The organism is Streptomyces sp. NPDC059679, from assembly GCF_042734105.1.
Taxonomy (GTDB): Bacteria; Actinomycetota; Actinomycetes; order Streptomycetales; family Streptomycetaceae; genus Streptomyces.
Genome location: NZ_JBHWES010000041.1, coordinates 1 through 19,209, shown reverse-complemented (window position 1 = coordinate 19,209; position 19,209 = coordinate 1). Strand labels below are relative to the sequence as shown.

11 protein-coding genes and 1 pseudogene are annotated in these 19,209 nt (G+C 70.4%); 5 read left to right on the top strand and 7 right to left on the bottom strand.

The window, feature by feature from the left end; translation table 11 throughout:
- Positions 1-32: 32 nt before the first annotated feature.
- Positions 33-1,673, bottom strand: coding sequence for an amidase (locus ACFV2X_RS33815; RefSeq protein WP_385623971.1), 1,641 nt, complete (start codon positions 1,671-1,673; stop codon positions 33-35).
- Positions 1,674-1,756: 83 nt separating this feature from the next.
- Positions 1,757-2,260, bottom strand: coding sequence for a YfbM family protein (locus ACFV2X_RS33810; RefSeq protein ID WP_385623969.1), 504 nt, complete (start codon positions 2,258-2,260; stop codon positions 1,757-1,759).
- A gap of 166 nt (positions 2,261-2,426) precedes the next feature.
- Between ACFV2X_RS33810 and ACFV2X_RS33805 the strand changes: the two genes are divergently transcribed.
- Positions 2,427-4,475, top strand: coding sequence for an alpha-glucuronidase (locus ACFV2X_RS33805; protein ID WP_385623967.1), 2,049 nt, complete (start codon positions 2,427-2,429; stop codon positions 4,473-4,475).
- Positions 4,476-4,486: 11 nt separating this feature from the next.
- Here the strand turns inward: ACFV2X_RS33805 and ACFV2X_RS33800 are convergent, their stop codons facing one another.
- The 3 genes from ACFV2X_RS33800 to ACFV2X_RS33790 form a co-directional block, all read right to left on the bottom strand.
- Positions 4,487-8,233 (bottom strand): CHAT domain-containing protein, encoded by a 3,747-nt coding sequence (locus tag ACFV2X_RS33800; RefSeq protein WP_385623965.1) that lies wholly within the window; start codon positions 8,231-8,233, stop codon positions 4,487-4,489.
- Positions 8,234-8,388: 155 nt separating this feature from the next.
- Complete coding sequence (locus ACFV2X_RS33795; RefSeq protein ID WP_385623963.1) at positions 8,389-9,816, bottom strand: GntP family permease; 1,428 nt, start codon at positions 9,814-9,816, stop codon at positions 8,389-8,391.
- 109 nt (positions 9,817-9,925) lie between these two features.
- Complete coding sequence (locus tag ACFV2X_RS33790; RefSeq protein ID WP_385623961.1) at positions 9,926-10,912, bottom strand: Bug family tripartite tricarboxylate transporter substrate binding protein; 987 nt, start codon at positions 10,910-10,912, stop codon at positions 9,926-9,928.
- A gap of 98 nt (positions 10,913-11,010) precedes the next feature.
- Here ACFV2X_RS33790 and ACFV2X_RS33785 point away from each other — a divergent pair, with 98 nt between their 5' ends.
- Together ACFV2X_RS33785 and ACFV2X_RS33780 are read left to right on the top strand one after the other, a co-directional pair.
- Positions 11,011-12,708 (top strand): ATP-binding protein, encoded by a 1,698-nt coding sequence (locus ACFV2X_RS33785; protein WP_385623958.1) that lies wholly within the window; start codon positions 11,011-11,013, stop codon positions 12,706-12,708.
- Positions 12,705-13,397 carry a response regulator gene (locus tag ACFV2X_RS33780; protein ID WP_385623955.1) on the top strand — a complete coding sequence of 231 codons (693 nt, stop codon included), beginning with the start codon at positions 12,705-12,707 and terminating at the stop codon, positions 13,395-13,397. Before ACFV2X_RS33785 ends, ACFV2X_RS33780 begins: the two co-directional genes overlap by 4 nt.
- A gap of 28 nt (positions 13,398-13,425) precedes the next feature.
- On the opposite strand, the gene ACFV2X_RS33775 is transcribed toward ACFV2X_RS33780, so the two are convergent.
- Positions 13,426-14,544, bottom strand: a complete 1,119-nt coding sequence (locus ACFV2X_RS33775) for a hypothetical protein (RefSeq protein ID WP_385623952.1) — start codon at positions 14,542-14,544, stop codon at positions 13,426-13,428.
- A gap of 10 nt (positions 14,545-14,554) precedes the next feature.
- Positions 14,555-15,130, bottom strand: coding sequence for a hypothetical protein (locus ACFV2X_RS33770; protein ID WP_385623950.1), 576 nt, complete (start codon positions 15,128-15,130; stop codon positions 14,555-14,557).
- Positions 15,131-15,351: 221 nt separating this feature from the next.
- Here ACFV2X_RS33770 and ACFV2X_RS33765 point away from each other — a divergent pair, with 221 nt between their 5' ends.
- Positions 15,352-16,494: an amidase domain-containing protein gene (locus tag ACFV2X_RS33765; RefSeq protein ID WP_385623947.1), complete on the top strand. Its 1,143-nt coding sequence runs from the start codon at positions 15,352-15,354 to the stop codon at positions 16,492-16,494.
- 314 nt (positions 16,495-16,808) lie between these two features.
- A pseudogene (locus ACFV2X_RS33760) lies at positions 16,809-19,209 on the top strand (type I polyketide synthase); the annotation flags it as partial.

Sequence of the window (19,209 nt, the reverse complement as noted above, 5' to 3'; positions counted from 1 at the left end):
CCGCTCACCGCTCACCGCTCACCGCTCACCGCTCACCGGGAGGCGTCGGTCCCCACCGTCGGCAGATAGCGCGGCGCTCGCCAGGCGTGCAGCCGGTGCTCCACCGCCGCCCCCAGCGACAAGAGCCCCGCGTCCTGGTGGTCACCGGCCATGAGCAGCAGGCCCACGGGCAGCTCGTCCACGAACCCGGCGGGCACCGACAAGGACGGGTATCCGGACACGGCCGCGGGCGTTGAGGAGGGGATCACATCGTTGTCGCCCCGCGCACAGTCGGTCGTCCAGGCGGGCGGGTTCGTCGGGGCGGCGATGGCGTCCAGCCGATGGGCGGACATGGTCTCGTCGATGGAACGCCGGGAAAGATCCTGCAGCTCGGCGCGCATGGCCCGGTATCCAGGGTCGGTGGTGGGCGGCGCGGCAAGGGCCTGCTCGAACAGCTCCTGGCCGGCGAAGCAGGTCTGCTCCGCCGGATGGGCGCGGTTGAACTCGACCAGTTCGGCGAGGTTGCGCGGGCCGCCACGGGTGGCGAGATAGGCGTCGACGTCCCGGTGGAACTCACTCAGCAGCGCCGGGAACTCGAGTTCGGCGAGGCGCTGCTGATACGGAGGTGTCACCTCGACGACCTCGGCCCCCGCGTTGCGCAGTTCCTCGGCCGTACGGGTCATCAGGGCGTCCACCTGCGGCCCGAGCGAGGGCAGCCGCCACAGGCCGATCCGTTTGCCGCGCAGACCGCTGGAGTGCGTCATCTCGTCCGCGAGGCCGACCGAGCCGCGCGGGCCGTCCAGGCCGCCCGAGCGTGAGGCGCCGCTGATCACGGACAAGGTGAGCGCGGTGTCGATCACATTGCGCGCCATGGGCCCCGCGGTGTCCTGCTCGGCGGAGATCGGGACCACGCCGGCCCGGCTGACCAGCCCGAGGCTGGGCTTGTGGCCGACCACCCCGTTCATCCCGGCCGGGCACACGATGGAGCCGTCCGTCTCGGTGCCGATCGCCACCTGCGCCAACGACGCGGCGAGCGCGGCGCCCGAACCAGCGGAGGACCCGCACGGATTCCGGTCCAGCACGTAGGGGTTGTTGGTCTGCCCGCCCACCGCCGACCATCCCGATGTGGGCTTGGCCGCGCGGAAGTTCGCCCACTCGGACAGGTTGGTCTTGCCGAGGATCACCGCCCCCGCGTTCCGCAGCCGGGTCACCAGGGCGGCGTCCACGTCCGGCGGGCTGCCGGCCAGCGCCAGCGACCCGGCCGTCGTGGGCATATCGCGGGTGTTCACGTTGTCCTTGAGCAGGACGGGGATCCCGTCGAGCGGGCCGCGGGTGTCGCCGCTCCGATGCCTGACATCGCTGGCGGCCGCCTGCCGCAACGCCGTCGGGTCGGTGCGCAACACCGCGTGGATCTTGGGGTCGACGGCCTTGATCCGCCGCAGGTAGGCGGTGGTCAGCGCCGTAGAGGTCAGCGAACCGTCCGCCATGCGCGCCTGTAATTCCGGGATCGTCACCGTGTCGAGGTCGACTGCCGACCCCACGGACACACCGGTCGGCGGCGGCAGATCGACGCCGGCTTCGGCGGCTTCCGCACGCGGATTCGGCGCCCCGGCGCCGAGGGACGCCGCGACCAGGGCGGCGATCAGCGTGGCAGCGCTCCGTTTCCTCACGCTCCGCTTCCTCTTGATCCTCATGAGGATCAGCCGACTACAGGCCGACGGCCCGGCACAAGGGCCTTTCGCGCCGCCGCCCGAAACGTCACGTATCCGCGGCCTCGCTAGTCGAGCCAGATGACCACGGCGTGCCCGTCGCGGGCCGCCGCCTGGAAGAACGGGACCAGCGCCTGGTAGTGGCTGGTCACATAGTCCAGCGACTCGTCGCCCACCCAGATGATGACGGGATAGATATCGGCCTGGACGAGATCATCCGGAGTGACCCCGCTGACCAGGGCCTCCGGAGGCATCGCGGCGAAGGCCTCAGCCGCCACCCGCACCCGCTCCGGCGTGAGATAGCGGGGCGGCCCGTAGCCCCAGTCGTCGGCCCCGGGGATTTCCTCCTCGCCGAAGACGACGTTCACGGGAAACGCGAGGCGGCTCAGCAGGAAGTCGAGGGCATGCCAGGCCTTGTCGGTTTCGTGGCAGCGCGCCGGTGACGTCGCGGGCCCCTCGTCCAGCTCCGTGTCCATCAGCTCGCCGATGAACTCCTGGGCCCAGTCCGGGTCGCGGACCGCGCGCTCGAGTTCGGCCGGGGTCAGACGCGCGTACTCTCCGATCATGCTCATGGCCGGATGGTACGGATGGGCACTGACAGCGTGTCCCACCCCCGTGCTCCAGCGCGCACAGTTGGTGCGGGCCTCTCCCGGCCCCGACGGGCACACGGCATACTTGGGCCGCCCGCTCGCTTCCACGCGGTCCGGCCTGCTCGATCCGCACTGACCAGGGGTTTCCGTGACAGCATCCGCATCCGTTACCGTCCCTGTGCCCGCGCTGCCCAGCGGCGTGGACCCGGCGTGGCTGCCGCCCGAGGTGTTCCGCCCGCTCGGTTCCCGGCGCACGCTGATCTTGGGAACGGGCCCACTGGTGGACACGGTGCACGGAGAAGTGGCGAGCGCCTGCGCACGGTTCGGCGGTGAGGTCGTACGGGATGCGCGGGCGCAGGGCGCGCCGTACGACCTGGTGCTGGAGCTCGGCCGGCAGGGCGAGGACGGGGACCGGCTCGGGGACGAGGGGTTCGCGCTGATGCGGGCCGAGGCCGTCACCCGGGTGACGGCCGCGGGTCAGGCCGGGCTGCTGTACGGGCTGTTCCACCTGGTGCGGCTCGGCGAGGCGGCCTTCAGTGGCGAGCGGGCGCGCGAGACGCACCGGCCGGCGCTGGCCCTGCGGATGCTGGACCACTGGGACAACGTGGCGGTGCATCCGGTGATGGGCCAGGTCGAGCGGGGGTACTCGGGTGGTTCGTTGTTCTGGCGGGACGGTCTGGCCCGGGGCTCGCGGGACGAACTGGAGCGGGTGCGCTGCTACGGCAGACTGCTTGCCGCGTCCGGTATCAACGCGCTGACCGTGAACAACGTGAATGTGCATGAAACCGAGGCGCATCTGCTGACCGACCGCGTCGGCGAGGTGGCCGCGATCGCGGACGCGCTGCGCCCGTACGGAATCCGGACGCATCTGTCCGTCTCCTTCGCCGCGCCCGTCGTGCTCGGCGGTCTGCCCACCGCCGATCCGCTGGACGCCGCGGTGGCCGGCTGGTGGGCGGAGACGACCGGCCGGGTGTACGCGGCGATCCCCGACTTCGGCGGGTATGTGGTGAAGGCCGACTCCGAGGGCCAGCCCGGCCCGTTCACCTACGGCCGCAGCCACGCGGACGGCGCCAACATGCTGGCCGCGGCGCTCGCCCCGTACGGCGCCACGGTGCACTGGCGGGCCTTTGTCTACAACCACCGGCAGGACTGGCGGGACCGGTCGGTGGACCGGGCACGCGCGGCCTACGACCACTTCGCGCCCCTGGACGGCCAGTTCGCGCCGAACGCGGTGCTCCAGGTGAAACACGGTCCGATGGACTTCCAGACGCGCGAGCCCGTCTCCCCGGTGATCGGCGCGCTGCCGAACACGCGGCTGGCGGTGGAGATACAGGCCACCCAGGAGTACACCGGGCAGCAGAAGCATGTGTGCTGGCTCGGACCGATGTGGAGCGACGCGCTGCGGTTCCGGCGGGGCGGGGAGGACGGGCCGAGCGTCGGCGATCTGGCACGCGGCGGCGGCCTGGTGGCGGTGTCGAGCGCCGGTGACGACCGGTTCTGGACCGGACATCCGCTGGCGCAGGCCAACCTGTACGCGGTCGGCCGCCTGGCCTGGCAGCCCGACGCGGACCCGCGCGCGATCCTGCACGAGTGGATCGAGCTGTCCTTCGCCCCCGAGGAGACCGCCGATCCCGCGCGGCTGCGCAGCGGGCTGCGGGCGGTTCTGGACGGCTCCTGGCGAACGTACGAGAAGTACACGGCACCGCTCGGCATCGGCTTCATGGTGCAGCCCGGACACCACTACGGGCCGAGCGTGGACGGCTACGAGTACAGCCCGTGGGGGACGTACCACTTCGCCGACCGGGACGGAGTCGGCGTCGACCGCAGCCGGGCCACCGGCACCGGGTACGCGGAGCAGTACGCGAAGCCGTGGGCGGAGACGTACGAATCGCCGGAGACCTGCCCGGACGAGCTGCTGCTCTTCTTCCACCATGTGCCGTACGGACATGTGCTGCACAGCGGCGAAACGGTGATCCAGCACATCTACGACACACACTTCGAGGGCGTGGAAGAGGTCGAGGAGGCACGCCGGGTATGGGCCGGGCTCGCGGATCTGGTGGATTCGGCACGCCACGCCCGGGTCGCGGAGCGCTACGAGGAGCAGCTTCGCAGCGCCCGGGAGTGGCGCGACCACATCAACACGTACTTCTTCCGGAAGTCCGGCGTACCGGACGCCCGCGGGCGACGCATCTACTGAATTCGATGCGTTCACTCCGTGCTCTGCGCCGCCGGGTTGCCCTGGTGGGTGAAGGCGGCCCAGAAGTGCACCTGGTCGAGGTCGATACGGGCGGCTTCGCCGCGTAGATCGTCATGGAGGGTGGGCGGTGGCTCGCGGTGCGGGTCGAGCATCCACAGCTGGGCGGCGCGCAGCGCGTCCACCGGGGCGAGGCCGTGCGCGGCGACGAAGTCGTGGAAGACGGCCATCATCACAGCCGTCGAGGCATCGCGGACGGCCCAGCGCGAGCCGATGACATCGGCCGCGCCGCGGGCGATCAGGGCGGTGGACAGAGTCAGGGCCTCGTCATGGTTGCGGGTGCTCAGATCCGTCTCGCAGGCGCTGAGCACCACCAGCGGACCCGCGGCGTCCGGCGCTCCGGTGGCGGTGCCGTCCAGGATGCGGGCCACGGTCAGCCGTCCGGCGTCCTGGGGGCCGTCCGGCGGAGTGGCGAGCCAGAGCGCCGAGCGCGTGGGATACGGGCCGACCAGGGCGTGGCAGGAGATGTGCAGAACGGCGGCGGCCGGGGAGCTGCCGCCGGGCAGGACAGCGAGGATGTCCTCCGGGGTGCCCGGCGCGTCGCTGACGGCCGTGGGGAACTCGCCGTAGCAAAGGCCGTCCGGGTAGCAGGCCGCGCGCAGCGCCTCGGTCTCGATCTCGGCCCACAGGAGGGAGAGTTCGGGGTCGGCGACCAGCACCTGTCCGGCGGCGACGGGCAGCCGGTCCCGGGCCGCGGCCCGCAGGAACTCGGCTGCGGAGGGGGCGTAGCTGAGCACCGCTTCCTCGCAGGCGTACCGGTGCGCGCGCCCATCGCGCCCGTACGGTGTGCGCGCCGCATGCCAGGCGACCGCGCCGAGCGCCCCGCAGGGCACCAGCACGATCCGCGGCGGCCGGCTGAGCGGCCCGACGGCCGCCAGGACGGGACCCATCGCGGCGGGCCAGGCCCAGTCGCACAGCTCGCGCAGCGCCGCCTCCCATTCCCGGTCCGGCGCCGCCTGTCCGCTCGGGTCCGCCGTGAAGTCGGCGGCGGTGGCGGTGGCAGCGGCGGTGGCGGCCTGGGAACGTCGGGCCGTGGCGTCGAGATAGCGCTCCAGCGGCGGGCTGCCGGGGGTCAGCAGCGGCAACTTGAGGACGGTGGGCGGGGCGTCGCCGGTGTCGGGGCGGAGGATCAGCGCGAAGCCGGGCTGGCCGGGTTCGAGCCCGGGGACGAGATGGACGAGCGCGTCGGTGCCGGCGGTGGTGAGACCGGCCTTCAGCCCTGCCAGATCCGGAGGGCCTAGCAGTTTCCGGGCGTCGGCGGCACTGCCCGCGCCCAGCGCGTCAAGTGCCCGGCGGCGCAAGGTGCCCGGGATCTGCCGCTCCGTGGACCGGCCCAGGAGCGGGGCCGCGGTATCGGGTGGGAGCCGGTCCGCGGCGACCTCGGCGCGCCACTGCCGGGCCAGCTCCGGGTGGCCACGGGCTTCAAGGAGTTCGGGAATGCCGCGGGACGCGGCGGCGGCCCGCAGCACCAGGGCCCGGCCCAGTTCCAGAGCGTCCACCGCATCGGCGGGGCGGCCGATCCCGGTGTTCCAGTAGGCCAGCCACAGTGCCTGCGCCGCCCCGGTGCGGGCCACGGCCAGGCCGTGTTCGGAGCCGAGTTGAAGAAGGACGTCCGAGGCCAGCCGGACCAGCGCCTCGCCCCTGACCGCCAGGCCGGCATCCAAGTCCGCCCGGGCGCTCGGACCGCGGCGGGCGCGGCGCAGCCAGTAGGCCTCGGACAGTTGCGCCAAGGCGTCGGCGTTGTGCGGCAGGCCGTGCCCTTGGTCAATCAGCTCGCGGACCCGGGACAGTTCGATGATGGACTGGTCGAGCAGGACCGGGTCGTCGAGATGGCGGGCTGTCTGCAGCAGGGCCCGGCCGAGTTGGTACCGCAGCTGGACTTCCTGGTAGGGGGTGGGCTGCGGTCCCTCGAGGATCCGATGAACTTCCGCGACGGCGTGGTCTGTGGCCTCCCGGCTGGGTTCGATCATGACCAGTTGGATCATCGCGGAGGCCCGTAGGGCCGGGAAGAACGGTGCGAGCAATGCGGCGATCTGCCGCTGGTCGGTCTCCACCACGTCCCGGAAGTACCGGGCCGCGGCGCGGAATTCGGCCAGGTCCTGACTGCGGGCAGCCTGTTCCCGATGGACCTCGGCCAGGGTGGCGGCGATGGCGAAGCGGTTTTCCTGCTCGGGCGGCAGGGTGGCGTACAGATCGGTCAGCTCCTCGATGAGGCGCGGCAGCACGGTGGGGTCGTCGCTGCGGCGGGCCAGGGCCAGCTCATGGTGGGCCGCGAAGACCATGGCGTTGACCATGTCCGTAGACGGTGGTGAGCCGTCGCGGCGGTAGGCGGCGCGCAACTCCCTGCCCATCGTCAAGGCGGCGTCGGCAGCCTGGAAACTGCCCCCGAACATCACCGCCGAATGCACGCGCCCAGCCAAGGCGGCGACGATGGCCTGCCTGGCGGGCGTGGCCTTCCCACCTTCCCCGGACAGCCCGTCGATCATCTCCCGGAGCCGGGCAGCGCCCCTCTCCAGCTGTGCCAGATCGCCGGTCTGCTGCACCCGTACCAAATCGATCAGACTGGTCAGCCACTGCTCCAAAGTGACCTGGCCCGGCCGGCCGGAACGGCCGGCGGGATCGGGGTCCGGCTCCGAGACGGCCTCGTCCACTTCGTCGAAGTCCATCGTGCCGGGCACCAGGAAGTTGGCCTGCAGCAGCAGAGCAGCGTGCAGCTTGGCGACACGAGCTCGTTCGGGTACGCCCGCCGGCAACTCCCGTAGGGCGTCCCGGGCGACATCCGCGCTGCGACGGGCGCCCTCGGCCAGCGCCCGGGGGTCGCCTTCTCCTGATCTGAGCTCGGCCAACAGCTCGCGCAGCGGTGCGAAAACCGGTCGGTCCAGGCCCAGGGCCGCCACTTCCTCGTCGGCCTTCTCGGTGGAGATCCTGAGTTGGTACACGGTGTTGGACAGCCACACCAGGAGACCCGTGAACCGCGGGATGTCCTCCAAGGCCCAGGCGAGCACGCCCTGGACGGCGTCGGCCAACGGATCGCCGACGCTTTCCGGGGGAGCCGTATCCGTCGGCTCCGTCGTGTTCTCCCCGTGCGGTGCCACCGCATCGGACACTGTCAGCCTGATCTCCGACACGACGAATCCGAGCAGTCGGAGCAGCTGCGAATCTTCAGGCGCCTCGGCGAGGCGCCGGAGAATGTCCATGGCCTCCACCAGTTCGTCCGGCGTGGCTGCGGTCAGCGGCTGCGGGCCGGGGGCGCGAGGCGACGGCTCCTGACGGGGGCCTTGGCGCGAGGCGCGCATGGCTCGCGCGTAGTGCTCCGGGACGAGCAGCCAGAGCAGCGCTTTGCGGGCCTGCACCGCGAGCGGGTCGGTGAGCGGTCTGGTGCGGTCGGCCCAGCGCAGGTGATAGAGGGCGTACTCCCGTGCGGACCGGACCGCGTCGTGCTGCCGGTCCGGCCCACGGCTGTCGAGCCAGACGCACACCAGGATGCCCACCGAGGCGATGACGTCGTCCCGGAGCGGATCGTCCGCGGACAACAGTTCTGCGATGGCGGCGAGATGCTGGATGCCCTGCCACAGCGCGGCTCTCCGCGCCGGGTCGTCCGCCGGGCGGCGCATCACCTCGTTGGCCTGGCGGGTGGCGATGTCGGCCCAGGCGCGCAGCACCGACGCCCTGTCCCCGCTGTCGTCGTGCTCGTGGTCCACCCAGCGCTCCCCCGTGTCCGATGGCCGCACGGCCCGGCGGGTCGGGCCGCGCGGCCATCGCCGGCCGCCGGCACGGCCCGCCGAGGCCGCTGCAGGTCATGTACCCCGGCGGCGGGCCGTCCACGTGGGTCCTCGCCCAGGACGGCCGACCGGAGTCAGACGAACACCGACAGCAGCAGGGCCATGAGCAGGCCGAGCACGCTGACCAGGGTCTGGACGACGGTCTGGGTCTTGGCGGCCTGGGCGAGGTCCATGCCGAACGACTCCTTCACCAGCCAGAAACCGGCGTGGTTGACGTAGTTGAGGCCGAGGGAGCCGGCGCCGATCGCGACCACGAGGAGCGACGCCTCCATGCCTCCGCCACCACCGATCAGCGGGGCCACGATGCCGGTCGCGGAGACGATGCCGACCGTGGCCGAACCCGTGGTCAGCGACAACAGCAGCGCGATGAGCCAGCCCAGCAGGATCACGTTGATATGGGCGCCCTCGGCGGCCGACGCGATGGCGTCGCCGATGCCCGAGTCCTGAAGGACCTGCTTGAACGCGCCCCCACCGCCGATGATGAGGAGGATCGCGGCGATGGACTTGAGGCTGTTGGTCAGGGAGGCGTGGGTCTCCTCCCCCGAGCGGCCACCGCCGACGATGGTCACGCCGAGGGCGAAGAGCACACCGGCCAACATCGCCACCAGCGGTTCCCCCGCGAAGGCGAGGCCGGCGCGCAGCCCGCTGGACTCGTCGAGCAGCGTTTCGGCCAGGGTACGCAGCAGCATGAGCGCGACCGGAACGAGCACGGCCGCCACGGCCAGGCCGACGGACACACCGGAGCGGGGAGCCGCGTCCGTACCCGACTGCGCGCCGGGCCCCGAGGAAGGCGCCGCGGGTCCCTGTCCGGCGCCGGTGAACTGGGCCACGAGCTCGGCGTCCGGGCGGACCTCGGGGAGCCGAGGCGCGATCCAGCGGGCGTAGACGGGGCCGGCCAGGATGACGGTGGGGATGGCGCAGACGACGCCGACGACGAGGGTGAGGCCGAGGTCGGCGTGCAGGCCGGTCATGGCGGTCAGCGGGCCGGGGTGGGGCGGCAGCATGCCGTGCAGGGTGGACAGGGAGGCGATGGCCGGGACGCCGAGCAGCACATACGGGCTGCCCTTGGTGCCGCCCTGGTCCTCGAGCCGACGGGCCACGCTGAAGATCAGCGGCAGCAGCACGATCAGGCCCACCTCGAAGAACATGGGGATGCCGATGACGAACGCCACCGCGCCGACCAGCCAGGGCAGCCTGCGGGTGTCGGCGCGTTCGACGAGGCCGCGGGCGATGGCGTCGGTCGCTCCGGAGTCGGACAGCAGCCGGCCCAGCATGGCGCCCAGCGCCAGCGTGACACCGACGTCCCCGAGGGTGCCGCCCGCGCCTTCCTCGATCGAGTCGATCAGTTTGGCCACCGGTTCGCCGGCCGCGAGTCCGGTGGCGACGGTCACGACGATCAGTGCGACGAAGGGGTGGACGCGCAGCCGTGAGTTGATCAGGTAGATCAGTGCGGCGATCGCCACCGTCAGGATCAGCAGCAGCCACCAGGTGTGTGTGGTCATACGGAATACCTTTCGAACGTACATACGAATCAAAGGGACGGAAAGAAGGCATGCGTTGACCTGCGGGACGAGCACCGTGGGGAGAGGCGGTCAACCGCGCGAGCGGCGGTCAGTCGAGTGCGAGGCGTGTGACCAGGTCGGCCACCGCGGCGTCCTGCCGCTCGAGGTAGGCGCCGAAGGCGCCACCGGTGATGAAGGCATCGGTCCAGCCGTGCCGGGTGAGCTCGGCCTTCCACTGCCGCGAGGAGTGCAGCGCGGTCAGCGTCCGGATCCAGCGCTTGCGGTCCTCGGGACTGATGCCGGGCGGGGCGACGATCCCCCGCCAGTTGTGGAACACCAGGTCGATACCGGCCGCCTTCAGGGTCGGCACACCGGGCAGCGCCGCCACCGGCCGGTCGCTGGTGACCGCGAGCACCCGCAGCTGGCCCGCCTGGATCTGGTCCAGGAACTCACCGATGCCACTGGTGGCGAAGTCGACCCTGCCGTCAAGCAGCGCGGGCAGCAGATCGCCGCCACCGCCGTCGTAGGCGACGTACCTCACCTGCCGGGGAGCGATTCCGACGGTCCTGGCCAGCTCCATGGGGAACAGGTGGTCCGGGCCGCCCAGAGAGGAGCCGCCGCCGACCCTGACCCGCCGCGGGCCCGTCCGCCACGCGGTGACCAGGTCCTCGACCGTGCGGTACGGCGAGTCCTTGCGGACCACCACCGCCTCGGGCTCCTCGATGAGGCGCGCGATCGGGGTGGTCTGCCGTACGGTCACCCGTGCGTGCACGACATGCGACGCGCCGAGGACCCCGAGGCCCATCTGGAGGGCGAGCCGGCCGTTGCCTCGTTCGTTGACGGTCCGCTGAAGACCCACCGTTCCACCGGCGCCCGGCAGATTGAACACCTGCACATCCGAGGCGGTGCCGGTTTCCTCCAGCACACGGGCCACCGTACGGGCCGTGGTGTCGTACCCGCCTCCGGCCGTATTGGGCACCAGGATGCGCAGACCGTCATCGGCCGCTCCGGTGTCCGGCCATGCGCCGCAGCCGCCGAGCACCAGCGAGAGCAGGAGGGCGACGGTGCCCGACAGGACTCGGGTACGTCCTCTCATGGCACCTCCCTTTCGCTTCTCGCACGGCGGACGTCATGATTGTGCGGCCTGGCGGGAGAGTCGCCCAGGTTGTGTCACCAGGAGAGATTGAGTTCATTGTGGTCGCCGCGTTCCGTCGCCAAACGCTCGCGGGCGAGATGCTGGTGCTCCAGCTCGCCATCGTCGTGGTGGTGCTGCTGGCGGTCGCCGCGGTCTCGCTCGCACAGTCGGAGGCCACCTTCAACCGGGTCGAAGGCCGGCGGGTGAGCGCGCTGGCCGAGCAGCTGGCCGCCCACCCGCTCGTACACAGCCGGCTGATGAAACCCGCGCCCGCCGAGGCCCTGGCCCCTCTGGTGCACTCCACGCAGGTGCAGTCCGATGTCACCTCGGTGACGGTGGCCGACCGCGACGGCCGCGTCGTCAGCTCGACGAACCCCACGGTGGTCGGCGACAGGCTGCCGCTGGGCGAGGGGGTCGGCGCGGGCCGGGGCTGGTCCGGCTCGCTGGCCTGGGACGGCAACCGGGAGCTGGTGGCCCAGGTGCCGGTGCTCGGCACGACGGGGGACGACGTGGGCCGGAGGCTGGGCACGGTCATGGTCGGCGAGGCGTCCCCGACGGTGTGGCAGCGGCTCAGCGGCGCCTCCTCGTATCTGCTGATCTACCTAGGCGTCGCCAGTGCGCTCGGCGTCGTCGGCTCCTGGCTGCTCGCCCGGCGGGTGAAACGCCAGACACTCGGACTGGAGCCACGCGAGATCACCGGACTGGCCGAGCACCGCGAGGCCATGCTGTACGGCATCGCCGAGGGCGTCGTCGCCCTGGACCCACAGCACCGTCTCACCCTCGTCAACGACGTGGGCAGACGGCTGCTCGAGCTGCCCGAGGACAGCGTGGGCCGGACCGTGGCCGAGCTCGGCATCGACGGACGGCTGCTCGACGTGCTGACCGGGGCGCAGGACACCGCCGCGGGCCCGCGTGACGAGGTCGTCGTCCGCCACGGCCGGGTCCTGGTCATGAACCGGATGACGGTCACCAAGGACGGACGGCTGCTCGGCTCCGTGGCCACCCTGCGCGACCGTACAGAACTGGCCCACCTGGAGCGCGAAATCGGCTCCTTCCGCAGCACCTCCGAGCTGCTGCGCGCACAGGCGCACGAGTTCGCCAACCAGCTGCACACCATCTCCGGGCTGATCCAGATCGGCGAGCAGGACGAGGTGGTGCGCTACATCCGCGCGTTGAACCAGCGCCGCCAGTCACTCGACATGACCGTCGGCCGCCGGGTCCGTGACACCGCCGTCGCCGCGCTGCTGATGGCGAAGTCCGCCCAGGCCGCCGAGCGGAAGGTCGCCCTGCGCATCTCCGACCGTACGGGTCTTGGCCGCCTCGCCCCGGAAGACGCCGCCGACGTGGCGACCGTGGTCGGCAACCTCGTCGACAACGCCATCGACGCGGCCACCGCGGGCGAGCCAGACGGCTCACTCCACGGCTCGCTGCACCGCTCACCCCACGGCGGCGTCCCGCATGACGAGGCGTGGGTGGAGGTCGAACTGCGGCAGGACGCAGCCAGTGTGGAGATCGTGGTCCGCGACTCGGGCCCCGGCGTCGCCCCCGAACTCGCGCAGGAAGTCTTCGCACACGGCTTCACCACCAAGGCCGCCCAAGAGGGCGAGCGCGGTATCGGGCTCGCCCTGACCCGTCTCGTCTGCGAGCGCCGCGGCGGAGAGATCGCGGTCACCAATACGGCCGAGGGCGCCATGTTCACCGCGCGCATGTCCGTCGGCCACCCCACCGGCGCGGTGGCGGAAGGAGCTGCCCCATGACCGAGCCGACCGGCACCATCGACGTCCTGGTCGTCGACGACGACTTCATGGTCGCCCGTGTCCACCGCACATTCGTCGAACGAGTCCCCTCCTTCCGGGTCGTCGGCACCGCCCACACCGGCGAGCAGGCGATCAAGGCCGTGGACGAGCTGCGCCCCGACCTCGTCCTGCTCGACCTGTACCTGCCGGATGTCTTCGGTCTCGATGTCATCCCGCGGCTGCGCACCGCCGGACACGACTGCGACGTCCTGGTCATCAGCGCGGCCCGCGAGGCCGAGGCGGTGCGCGACGCCGTACGCCACGGCGTCGTCGACTACCTCCTCAAGCCCTTCGACTACGAGGACCTGCAGCCCCGCCTCGAACGGTACGCGACCCGGCGCGGGCGCCTGCTCACCACCGTCGTCCGCGGCCAGGCCGACGTGGACCGCGCCCTGGCCGGGGCGTTCGCGCCCGCGGCGGGCAACGCCCTGCCGAAGGGCATGAGCGTGGAGACCGCCGACCTGATCGAACGGGCGCTCCGCGACGCGGACGGCACCCTCTCCGCCACCGAGGCGGCGACCGCCACCGGCGTCTCCAGGGTGAGCGCCCGCCGCTACCTGGAGTACTTCCACGACACCGGCCACGCCGATGTGGCGCTGCGCTACGGCAGCGCCGGCCGGCCGGAGCGCCGATACAGCTGGCGGGCGTGACGAGCGGACGCCGCTGGATACTGGCCGGCTAACGGGTGCGGGCGCGGAGCGCCTTGTGGTGGCTGTCGACCGCATCCCCGACCGTGCTCAGGTACTCCCGCAGGCTATGAGGCGTGCGGTCTTGTACGAGGGTGCGCAGCGCGTAGCGGGGAGAGACCTCCCACGCGAATCTCCCCGGGGCGTTGGGACAGATCATCGGCTCGTTGGTGAACACCATCAAGGGGTCGTCGGAGTGCCGGTACGTCCAACGGCACGGCCACATCCGCAGCGCGGTCTCACCCACGTACCGCACCGCTCCCGTGTAGAACTCGTCTCCGGCACCGGCCGCCGCTTCCAGCGGGGCGGGGCCGTCGAAACGGTCCAGCACAAGCCTCTCCAGCGCCAAGAGCGAGTCCGGTGAGTAGTCGAAGGGGAAGTCACCGGGCAGATGGGCCGCACGCCACCGGTCCAGCGCGGCATCCATGGGGGTCAGCCACTCGTCGAGACACCGGCGGGACTCCTCACTGGCGTGCAGGCGGTCGTCCTCCATGTACCACGCGAGCGTGCCGGGTTCCGCCGTGGGCATCTCGTCACGCACCCAATTGCCGACATCCACCGGCAACGGCAGACCGAACTCCTTCAGGCCCTCGGCCTGTTCGGGCGTGAGCAGAAGCCACCAGGCGTCATAGGAATCCTCGTCCAGCTGGTAAAAACTCCGTGGATCGTCGTTACCGGGCACGAGGTCGCCTATGGCCTCGAAGGTGGTGTTCCAGTCCATGTAGCGCGTGCTGTCGGAGAGGTGTTCCGCCGGGTGCCATATCGACCGGCCGTTGCGCCGGAAGTGCAGATACTGCTCTCCGTCCTCGTCCTTCACCAGCTCGACATCGTCGACCACCACCGAGCCGCCCACGCACGCCGCCGCGTCGAGCAGCAACTCCTCATACCCGTCCTCGAGATCGCCCATCGCCTTTTCGGGCGTCTGGAAGCCGAGGCCGCATTCGCCGACGAGGAAGGTCAGCTCGTCGGGGTTGTCGAAGTCCTCATCGAGGTCCATGCCGATCCCGGCGGCTTCCGCCAGACCGACCGCGGCCTGCTCCTCCGTCGCTATGCCCAGGCGGACCAGGACCTCCGCGAATCCACGGAGCGTGTGTTGTGTTGCGTCGCCCATGACAGCACCCTCACCCGTTCTTCCGGCGCCCTGAGGCAGTGATCTCCATGTGCATCGCCCCGAGCTCACGTATAGCGGCCGGAAAATCACAGAAGTCGGGATTGGTGAGGGCATCCCCCCAGAACATGTACGTCTGACCCGATCGAGTCCAGGCCAGAAGGTCGATGATCTGCGTGAACTCCGAGGGGGCGAACGGCGGGACCAGATCCTCGTCGTCATCAAGGCTTGTCGTTCGCAACTCCCGCCCGGTCAGCAGGCGCAGCCAGACCGCCGCAGCGAACGCCGTCTGGGACACCACATGCCGCTCCGGGGCCTGATCCTCGCAGTAGTACAGGCCCATGGCGGTCAGATGGTCATAGACCGCATCGACGTCGGCTAGCTCACCTGCGGCAACGTGAAGGAGCCCGCGCATCACATCCGCGGGCGTCAGCACAGGCTCATCGCTGAACTCCTCATCCTCCTGCGCAACACGGTCGAGCAGCGGAGCCATCAGGTCGTAAAGGCGGGCTACCCGCTCCTTCGGGTCCAGCGTCCCGGCGAACTCATCGATGGTCCCCAGCAATTCGGGGTACGTCGTGTCTTCCATGGCTCCTGGATAGCAGGCGGCACGGACATCTCCGTCCGGGGGCTGCGGGTAGGGGCGGCGGGTAGCGCGGGCGGGCAGGCGTGGCGATCGACCGCGAAGGGACCACATCAGACCGGATATATCGTGAAGCAACTGAGGAGGTTGAGGAGAACGTGCAAAGATGACGGACACCCGGGTCAGACCACCCGGGGTCAAGGAGAATCCCAGTGAGATCTCGGACGTTGAGCCGTTACTCAACCGTGGCCGCGACCGTGCTGTCCGCCACGCTGCTGCCCCTGTCCGCCGCCCACGCAGCCGACGCCACCGGCACCGCCGACGCCTCGGCGCCCGCGGCGACGCAGACGACCATCGCGTCCTTCGGCCGAATAGCGGACGCCGTACTGACCGACCGCACCGCCGCTCTGCTCGACCGGCCTCAACTCGCCCGCACGGCAGTGAAGTCGCAGGGAAACGTGCGGCTCTCGCCCGCGGCCTCCCGTGCGGAGAGCACCAGCCTGGCCTCCGTGCAGGACACGCGCGCCCGGCTGGCCGTGCTCGGCGAGGCCTACAGCGACGCCGACACGAAGACCACCGTCGACAGCACCCGTGTGGAGGGGCGGAAGGCCACGGTCCGCGTCACCGAAGCCACCACCCTCACCTACGAGAAGATCCGCGGCGACGAGCCCCCGACCACCGGCTTCACCGCGCACCACGAACTCACCTTCACGGCACAGACGGACGGCACCTGGCAGCTGGTGAACGTCCGCGGCACGGACAAGGGCCCCCGCGCGATCAACGAGCCCGTCCCGGCGACGAAGACGGCCCCGGTGCGCCCGAGCGCCATCATCGACGCCCCCCGCGCCGCCACCACGTACCCGGCGCCGGCCAAGCCCAAGAACCTCGGCACCGGCACCACGTACGACTACGCGGCGATGGCGACGTACGCCGAGAAGTACTGGAAGAACTACAACACCGCATACCGCCGCTTCAACAGCGCCGGCGGGGACTGCACCAACTACATCAGCCAGTCCCTCTACGCGGGCGGCTGGAAAAACGACACCACCTCCACCGAGGACTACGACACCTGGTGGTACAACACGTCGAGCCAGTCCGACACCTGGGTCGGCGTCAACGAGTGGTCCTGGTTCACGCAGACCGCGAAGCGGACCACCGCCCTCACGAACGCCTACCAGATGGACATCGGTGACGTCCTTCAGGTGGACTTCGACAAGGACGGCGCCAAGGATCACACCATGATCACCTCGTACCGGAGCACGAGCGGCGTCCCGTACCTCACCTACCACGACACCGACACCTACCGGCGGTCGCTGTCCAGCCTCCTCTCGTCGTACCCGAACTCCGCGTACTACGCCTACCGCACCTGATACCCGGCCACCATCTCGGCCGCCTGGGCCCGCTGTTCCCATACCCCCGTGGTGGGAACAGCGGGCCCAACTGTCTCCCAGAACACTTCTCGGCGCGTCGAGCTCTTCTCGGCGCGTCGAACTCTTTCGGCGCATCGAACCCTCTTCGGCATGGACCGGCGGCGCTCGCGCCGCTACTCGAGGTGCATTCAAGTCCAATGCGACCGCCGTTCTTCCGCACTGGCATATAAGTCCATGAACGTCTGCTTCTGACTGCTGCCTCTGCCGAGCGGCCATGCGTGTTCAAGGACGCTCAAGAAAGTGATCCCACTTTGGTGCACGAAGACGAACTCCTTAGCTACCTGAAGCGAGTGACCGCGGACCTGGACCGGACTCGCCGTCGTCTTTACGAGGTCACCGAGCGGGAGCAAGAACCCATCGCCATTGTCGGCATGGCCTGTCGCTTCCCGGGCGAGGTACGGTCCGCGGAGGACTTCTGGCAGCTGATCGTGGCGGAGCGGGACGCGATCGGGGACTTCCCCACCGACCGTGGCTGGGACATCGAGCGGCTGTACGACCCGAACCCGGACCGATCCGGCACCTGCTACACGCGACACGGTGGCTTCCTCTACGACGCCGCCGGATTCGACGCCGACTTCTTCGAGACCTCACCCCGTGAGGCGCTGGCGATGGACCCGCAGCAGCGGCTGCTGCTGGAGACCTCCTGGGAGGCTTTCGAGCACGCCGGCATCGATCCGACCTCCGTACGCGGCAGCCGGACCGCCGTGTTCACCGGCATCAATCCACCGGACTACCCCGTCGGACACGCCTCAAGGCCCCCGGAGTCCGCCGAGGGCTTCATCCTCACCGGCAGCGCGGGAAGCATCGCATCGGGCCGAATCGCTTACACGCTGGGCTTGGAAGGACCTGCGGTCACTGTCGACACGGCGTGTTCGTCGTCGCTGGTCGCCCTGCATCTGGCCTGCCAGGCACTGCGGGCCGAGGAATGCTCCATGGCGCTGGCGGGTGGAGTGGCCATCATGTCGACCCCACGCATTTTCCTGGAGTTTGCGCGGCAGCGGGGGTTGTCGGTGGATGGGCGGTGCAAGGCGTTTGGGGTGGGTGCGGATGGTACGGGGTGGGCTGAGGGTGTGGGGATGTTGTTGGTGGAGCGGTTGTCGGATGCGCGGCGGTTGGGGCATCGGGTGTTGGCGGTGGTGCGGGGTAGTGCGGTGAATCAGGATGGGGCGTCGAATGGTTTGACGGCGCCGAATGGTCCGTCGCAGCAGCGGGTGATCCGGCAGGCGTTGGCCAGTGCGCGGGTTGGCGGGGCGGATGTGGATGTGGTGGAGGGGCATGGTACGGGGACGCGGCTGGGTGATCCGATCGAGGCGCAGGCGTTGCTGGCGACTTACGGTCAGGAACGCCCCGACGATCAACCGGTCTGGCTGGGGTCGGTGAAGTCGAATATCGGGCATGCGCAGGCTGCGGCGGGTGTTGCGGGTGTCATCAAGATGGTGATGGCGATGCGGCATGGGATGTTGCCGCGGACGTTGCACGTCCAGGAGCCGTCGCCGCATGTGGACTGGTCCTCGGGCGGGGTGCGGCTGCTGACGGAGGCGGTGCCGTGGCCGGAGACGGGTCACGCGCGGCGTGCGGGGGTGTCGTCGTTCGGGGTCAGCGGCACCAACGCCCACGTCATCCTCGAACAGGCACCACCCGCACAAGACAGGGAACCTGGCACTGGCTCTACTTCTTCCTCTCCGTGGATGGTGTCGGCCAAGTCCGAACAGGCGCTGCGGGCGCAGGCAGCGCAACTGCGCACCTACCTGACAGCTCACCCTGAGGTGGGTCTGGCCGATGTCGGGTATGCGCTGGCCACCGGTCGCACGGCCTTCGACCACCGTGCCGTACTCCTGGGCCCCGACCGCGAAGCCTTCCTTGATGGCCTGAGGGCCCTGGAGGCCGACGAGGAACACGAAAACCTGGTACGAGGCGTGGCGACGGGTGCGGGGAAGCTGGCGTTCGTGTGTTCCGGACAGGGCACCCAGCGCCCTCGTATGGGACACGAGCTGTACCGGACGTTCCCGCTGTTCGCCGCAGCCATGGACGAAGCCTGCGCACACCTCGACCCGCACCTCGACCGGCCCCTGCGGGACGTCATGTTCGCCGAACCGGACACCGACACCGACACGGCGCAGCTGCTGCACCAGACCCGCTACGCCCAGCCCGCGCTCTTCGCCCTCCAGGTCGCCCTGCACCGCCTGGTCACCGAACACTACGGCCTCACCCCCCACTACTACGCCGGCCACTCCCTCGGAGAGATCACCGCAGCCCACCTCGCCGGGATCCTCACCCTCCCCGACGCCGCCCGCCTGATCACCACCCGCGCCCACCTCATGCAAACCCTCCCCACCACCGGCGCCATGACCACCCTCCAAGCCGACCCCGACGAACTCCACGAACACCTCACACAACACGAAGGACGCATCTCACTCGCGGCCGTGAACGCACCCGGGTCCGTGGTCATCAGCGGTGACCGCCACGACGTAGACACCACAGCCGAAAACTTCCGCACCATCGGACGCAAGACCACACCCCTCAAAGTCAGCGGCGCCTTCCACTCACACCACATCGACCCCCTCCTCAACGAACTCCGCGCCACCGCCGAAACCCTCACCTACCACCCACCCCACACCCCCCTCATCACCACCAACCCCACCAACCCCACCAACC

Coding starts and splice junctions, on each gene's coding strand:
- ACFV2X_RS33815 (WP_385623971.1), bottom strand. CDS start 1,673: ATGAGGATCAAGAGGAAGCGGAGCGTGAGGAAACGGAGCGCTGCCACG.
- ACFV2X_RS33810 (WP_385623969.1), bottom strand. CDS start 2,260: ATGAGCATGATCGGAGAGTACGCGCGTCTGACCCCGGCCGAACTCGAG.
- ACFV2X_RS33795 (WP_385623963.1), bottom strand. CDS start 9,816: ATGACCACACACACCTGGTGGCTGCTGCTGATCCTGACGGTGGCGATC.
- ACFV2X_RS33790 (WP_385623961.1), bottom strand. CDS start 10,912: ATGAGAGGACGTACCCGAGTCCTGTCGGGCACCGTCGCCCTCCTGCTC.
- ACFV2X_RS33780 (WP_385623955.1), top strand. CDS start 12,705: ATGACCGAGCCGACCGGCACCATCGACGTCCTGGTCGTCGACGACGAC.
- ACFV2X_RS33775 (WP_385623952.1), bottom strand. CDS start 14,544: ATGGGCGACGCAACACAACACACGCTCCGTGGATTCGCGGAGGTCCTG.
- ACFV2X_RS33770 (WP_385623950.1), bottom strand. CDS start 15,130: ATGGAAGACACGACGTACCCCGAATTGCTGGGGACCATCGATGAGTTC.